Origin of the sequence: Sporosarcina sp. P13, from assembly GCF_002743055.1 — a bacterium.
Taxonomy (GTDB): domain Bacteria; phylum Bacillota; class Bacilli; order Bacillales_A; family Planococcaceae; genus Sporosarcina.
Window position 1 is genome coordinate 1 of record NZ_PDYM01000063.1, and the last position, 5,220, is coordinate 5,220.

4 protein-coding genes are annotated in these 5,220 nt (G+C 42.2%); 3 read left to right on the forward strand and 1 reads right to left on the reverse strand.

Annotated elements, in window-relative coordinates; genetic code table 11:
• Window positions 1-567 precede the first annotated feature (567 nt).
• Window positions 568-1,920, reverse strand: coding sequence for a YjiH family protein (locus tag CSV79_RS16165; protein WP_099690078.1), 1,353 nt, complete (start codon window positions 1,918-1,920; stop codon window positions 568-570).
• 330 nt (window positions 1,921-2,250) lie between these two features.
• Between CSV79_RS16165 and CSV79_RS16170 the strand changes: the two genes are divergently transcribed.
• The 3 genes from CSV79_RS16170 (at window position 2,251) to CSV79_RS16940 (ending at window position 5,218) form a co-directional block, all read left to right on the forward strand.
• On the forward strand, window positions 2,251-2,781 hold the full coding sequence (locus tag CSV79_RS16170) for a DinB family protein (protein ID WP_233201477.1): 531 nt from the start codon (window positions 2,251-2,253) through the stop codon (window positions 2,779-2,781).
• Between the two features lie 101 nt (window positions 2,782-2,882).
• Window positions 2,883-4,508: a M20/M25/M40 family metallo-hydrolase gene (locus CSV79_RS16175; protein WP_099690080.1), complete on the forward strand. Its 1,626-nt coding sequence runs from the start codon at window positions 2,883-2,885 to the stop codon at window positions 4,506-4,508.
• Window positions 4,509-5,065: 557 nt separating this feature from the next.
• Window positions 5,066-5,218 carry a hypothetical protein gene (locus tag CSV79_RS16940; RefSeq protein WP_158232571.1) on the forward strand — a complete coding sequence of 51 codons (153 nt, stop codon included), beginning with the start codon at window positions 5,066-5,068 and terminating at the stop codon, window positions 5,216-5,218.
• Window positions 5,219-5,220 lie beyond the last annotated feature (2 nt).

Sequence of the window (5,220 nt, forward strand, 5' to 3'; positions counted from 1 at the left end):
TATCCAATCTACCTTGTACTCAAAAAGCGAAGGCACAACTGCGGGGTCAGCCGAAGCCATGAGACAACTAGCGCGCACTTTCGCTAGCTGGCTCCTGGCGGGAGGCAATCCCCCACGTGCCGAAGCGATGATAGAAAGCTGACCTTCACTAACTTCAGTATCGAAAAAGAGTCGAGCAACGATCCTAAAAAAACTGATTTTCCAAAGTACAGAAACCCACTCAATCTACCTTGTACTCAAAAAGCGAAGGCACAACTGCGGGGTTAGCCGAAGCCGGGAGACAACTAGCGCGCACTTTCGCTAGCTGGCTCATGGCGGGAGGCAATCCCCCACGTGCCGAAGCGATGATAGTAAGCCGACCTTTACTGCCTTCAGTATCAGAAATAAGTCGAGCAACGATCCAACACAAACTGGTTATCCTACGTACAGAAACCCATTCAATCTACCATGTACTAAAAAAAGCGAAGGCACAACTGCGGGGTCGGTAGAAGTGTAGGGCCTAACGTAATCACGATTTATCTACGCAAAAAAACTGCTATAGCGAAAAGGCTACAGCAGTTTTCCTCGTTAAAACAATAAATGTGCAATCCCCGCAATAATCGGCAATGCGATAATTGTACGAAGTAAGAAAATGATCAGCAAGTCGAAAATATTCAGAGGGATTTTCGTCCCTAATATCAAGCCACCGACTTCGGACATATAAATAAGCTGTACAACCGAAACTGCTGCAATTGTAAATAGTGTAATAGGTGACGTGATAACACCTTCAGCCAAAATGACTGGTAAGAACATATCTGCGAAACCAACAACCATAGTCTGTGCGGCATCTGCAGCTTCAGGAATTTGGAGTACGTTTAAAATATACTCGAATGGTTTCCCTAATATCCGGAATATATTCGTATACTCTGCCATAACTAATGCGACTGTACCAAATGCCATAACGACTGGTGTCACACCGAACCACATATCCAAAACATTTTTCATCCCGGATTTGACAGTTTTCACAACTGAACGCTGTTTCGAAGCTGTTTTCAATGCATTTTCGATACCTAATGAAATCACATTCGTATTCGGAGGAAGTTTTTCATCTTCTTCTGAATACTCCCGATCATCAATATAGGTGTTCTTAATCGAACGTAGTGGATAGATTCTCGGCATGATCAGTGCCAGGATAAAGCCTGTAATAATAACGGTCGCATAAAATGGAAGGAAATAATTTGCCATTCCAACTGTATCGATAATGACCAATGAAAACGTAATCGACACGACAGAAAATGTTGTAGAAATAATAGCAGCTTCTCGCTGTGTATAGTAGCCATCTTCATATTGCTTACTTGTCAATAAGACACCAATCGTACCATCGCCGATCCAAGAAGCGAATGCATCAATAGATGAACGGCCAGGAAGATTGAATAACGGTCGCATAATTTTGACCATTAACGTACCGAAAAACTCAAGTAGTCCAAAGTTCAATAATAAAGGCAATAAAAATCCGGCGAAGAAGAAAATACTGAACAAAAAGGAAACGAGTCCATCACTTGCTAATAACAGACCACCCGTATTTTCACTCCAAATTGCTTCTGGTCCTAATTTGAAGACAACCATAATGGCGAAGATTGCACCGATTATACGTGTGATCGTCCAGAAAGGAGTCACTTTAAATAAGTTCAAGAAAAAAGAAGAATGATGTGGATCTCTTTGGACGAAAAGAAAAATTACAGATCCGATTGCTGATAGTGAAATCAAGTACATCATCAACTGAGGAATAATCGGTTCTAATGTGCCTGCTAGCAAATCAGCTAATTTGGCGATGGGCACTTTCCAGCCCGCTTCAAATGGAAGTGGAATCATAAATAGGATGATTCCGAGTATAGAAGGGATTAGGAATGTGAACCACGTACTGGCGGTATATTTTTTCAAGGTGCTTCTCTCCTTGTAATCAATGTGTATTACTGTATATTTATACATTATACTGTGTAATGATCAGTTGTAAATACTTTAACATAAAGTGCAACTTTTCAGTTAGCGAAGTGACTACAGAGTTAGAGTAGTTGGACGTATGCTTACTCTATAGGTTGGTATGAAAAACATCCTAAACGGCATGAAATGCGTAGTTCATGACTGCTTTATTTCATCGCTAAAACCTTTAATAATTCGGAAAAATGAAATATAAACAACTTCCTTTAAATCTTCGAAAAAAAGGAGTATGCTATTCCAATAGTAATGAGTTTGAGGAAGAAATGGAGGAGGATGTTGGTGGTTTTTGGAGAAAACATCAAAGTCCGTAAACGAATCTTACAATTGATCGAAGGATTGACTGATGAGGAGTTCAACGAAATGCCATCACACGGTGGTTGGTCACCAAAGCAGATTGTAGAGCATTTAGCATTAATGGAATGCCAAGTGGCTACAAACATCGCCAAAGAATTGAAAAATCCCGACAGCCTCCGTGTATTTAAGAAACCGATTAGTGTGAGTTCCATTCCACTTTTGAAGACTTATGCATTGGAATATACCGAACCGACGGATATACACCTTTCTATCTCAGAAATTAAAGAAAGACTGCATCAATCTAGAAACTTTCTTCTTGATATTTATGACTCAGCGACTGAAGTGGAGCTAAGGGCGAAATCTATTAAGCATCCTATGTTTGGAAATGTTCCGTTGATCCAATGGTTCCGTTTCGTAGGATTCCATGAAAAAAGACATTTGCGGCAACTAAAGCGTGCAGTAGAAAGAGTGAAATCTACAAAGCCGTTGCTTACTCAATCATATAAATAATAGGTATAATGAAAGAACTTGGTCAGCAACTGGCGCAAGTTCTTTCATTATTTAGCAAACAATCATCTATACTTTATACAACTAGCGGAGGAGAATAGTATATGAATAGATACTGTTTTGACACACCTGAAAAGCTACGAAGTCTATTATGCGAGCTCGTTAGCTGGGACAGCCGAACGTTAACAGAAGGAGAGCGTTTCTTTTCTTGGAAGCTACAAAATAAATTAAGTGAACTAGACTATTTTGTGAAAAACCCTGAGCAAGTAACGCTACATGATGCAGGCATTGGAAGACAAGTAGTGCATGCGCTGTATAAGCATCCAAAAGCTACAGACACGATTGTTTTGATTAGCCACTTCGATACGGTGCATACAGATGAATACGGAGCACTTGAGCCACTAGCCTTTTATCCGGAAGAGTTAACGAAGAAGTTGCTGGAAGATAAAGATGCGTTAACTGACGTTGCTCGTGCGGATTTGGAATCCGGCAATTATTTATTTGGCCGCGGAACGATGGACATGAAGATGGGATTAGCATTACATATGCAGTTACTCGAGCGGGCAAGCATCGAAAAATGGCCGATCAATTTACTGCTTTGTACTGTGCCAGACGAAGAAGTAAACTCAGCTGGTATGCGTGCGGCTGTTAAAGAGTTGGTACGTTTACAAGAAGAAGAAGGTCATAACTTCAAGCTGTTTTTAAATGGTGAGCCATCATTTTCTCAAGGTCCGGCAGATACGAAAGAATATATCTACTCGGGGACAATCGGTAAAATTATGCCGTCTGCTCTGTTTTACGGGAAGGAAACACATGTAGGAGAACCGTTGAAAGGAATTACAGCGGATTATATGGCTTCCTTCTTGACGCAAGCAATGGAGTGGAATCCGTTGTTCCAGGAAACTGATCGCGGAGAATCTACACCACTACCTGTGACGTTGTTGCAGAAAGACTTGAAATTTCAATACTCTACGCAAACACCTCAACGCGCAGCTGCTTTGTATAATGTCTTTATGTTCAAACGGACCGCAGCTGAAGTGATGGATTTATTTGAACAAGTCGCAAATGAAGCGATGACACGTTGTAATGAAGCGTATCAAGCGGTTTGTGCGCGTGAATCGGCAGACATGATTGGCCATATTCGTGTGTTGCGGTTTGAAGAGTTATTGGATTATGCGAATAAGAAGTTAGGTACAGGCGAAGTCGCACGCTTGAAGCAGGAGGTATTGCTACAGGAAGACTGGGATGATCGCGAACAATCGATTCGAATTGTGGATACATTAATGATTGAATGTCAGGAATTAGGTCCAGCAGTTGTGTTGTTCTATGCCCCCCCTTATTATCCGGCTGTAAATACGTCAGATGATCCTCTCGTAATGGAATCTATTGAATTTTTGCAAGAGAGAGCGCAAGTGTTTGATCTGACTCTTGATCAGGTTCATTATTTTAATGGGATTTGTGATTTAAGTTATGTTCATTATAAAGATGAAGCTAATCACTGGAAAGCCTATGCTAGGAATACGCCAGTTTATGGAGCAACGTATGATATTCCGTTTGAGGATATGCGGAAGCTTACGGCGCCAGTGTTAAATGTCGGCCCGTTTGGTAAGGATGCGCATCAGAAGTCAGAGCGTGTTCATGTTGATAGTGCGTTTAAGGAAATTCCTGTGTTGCTTGAGCAGCTTGTGAAGAAGCTTGCTGGGATGCAACAGTTACCGAAGTCTAGATGAGTAGGTAGGGGCTGTGTTAAGAAGGTGTGGTTTACGCCTTCTTGAACAGTTCCTTTTTTTGTCGTTGCTCGACTTTTTTACGGTACTAATGTTGGTGAAGGTCAGCTTACTAACATCGCTTCGGCACGTGGGGGATTGCCTCCCACAAAGAGCCAACTAGCGAAAGTCGCGCTAGTTGTCTCTTTGCTTCGGCTGACCCCGCAGTTGTGCCTTCGCTTTAGTGTACAGGGTAGATTGAGTGGGTTTATGTACTTTGGAAAACCAGTTTGTGTTGGGACGCTGCACGACTTTATTCCGGTACTGAAGTTAGTAAAGATTGGTTTCCTATCATCGCTTCGGCACGTGGGGGATTGCCTCCCGCCAGGAGCCAACTAGCGAAGGGCGCGCTAGTAGTCTCCTGGCTTCGGCTGACCCCGCAGTTGTGCCTTCGCTTTTTGAGTACAGTGAGGTTTTAGTAGTCTTTGGTACTTAATAAAATTCACTTTCAGACTTTAGCGTACTATGATACTTACCTTCCCTGACTAAACGAAGGCGCCTTACAAGCGGTAGGCGGAGCAATGAGACAGAGAGGCGGTCTTCCTGTCTGGCTCATTGCGGGAGCCATCCGCCAGCGCCGAAGTGGGTACAGTGATGATTACTTAACAAAATTCAGAAGCGGATCAAAGTGTCTAGAAATTACTGAATTCCTTACTAACTTCAACGTACTATGAGA

What these genes read in the sequence shown, in the direction of transcription:
- CSV79_RS16170 (WP_233201477.1), top strand. Translation starts at nt 2,251, where the DNA reads ATGTTGGTGGTTTTTGGAGAAAACATCAAAGTCCGTAAACGAATCTTA.
- CSV79_RS16175 (WP_099690080.1), top strand. Translation starts at nt 2,883, where the DNA reads ATGAATAGATACTGTTTTGACACACCTGAAAAGCTACGAAGTCTATTA.
- CSV79_RS16940 (WP_158232571.1), top strand. Translation starts at nt 5,066, where the DNA reads ATGAGACAGAGAGGCGGTCTTCCTGTCTGGCTCATTGCGGGAGCCATC.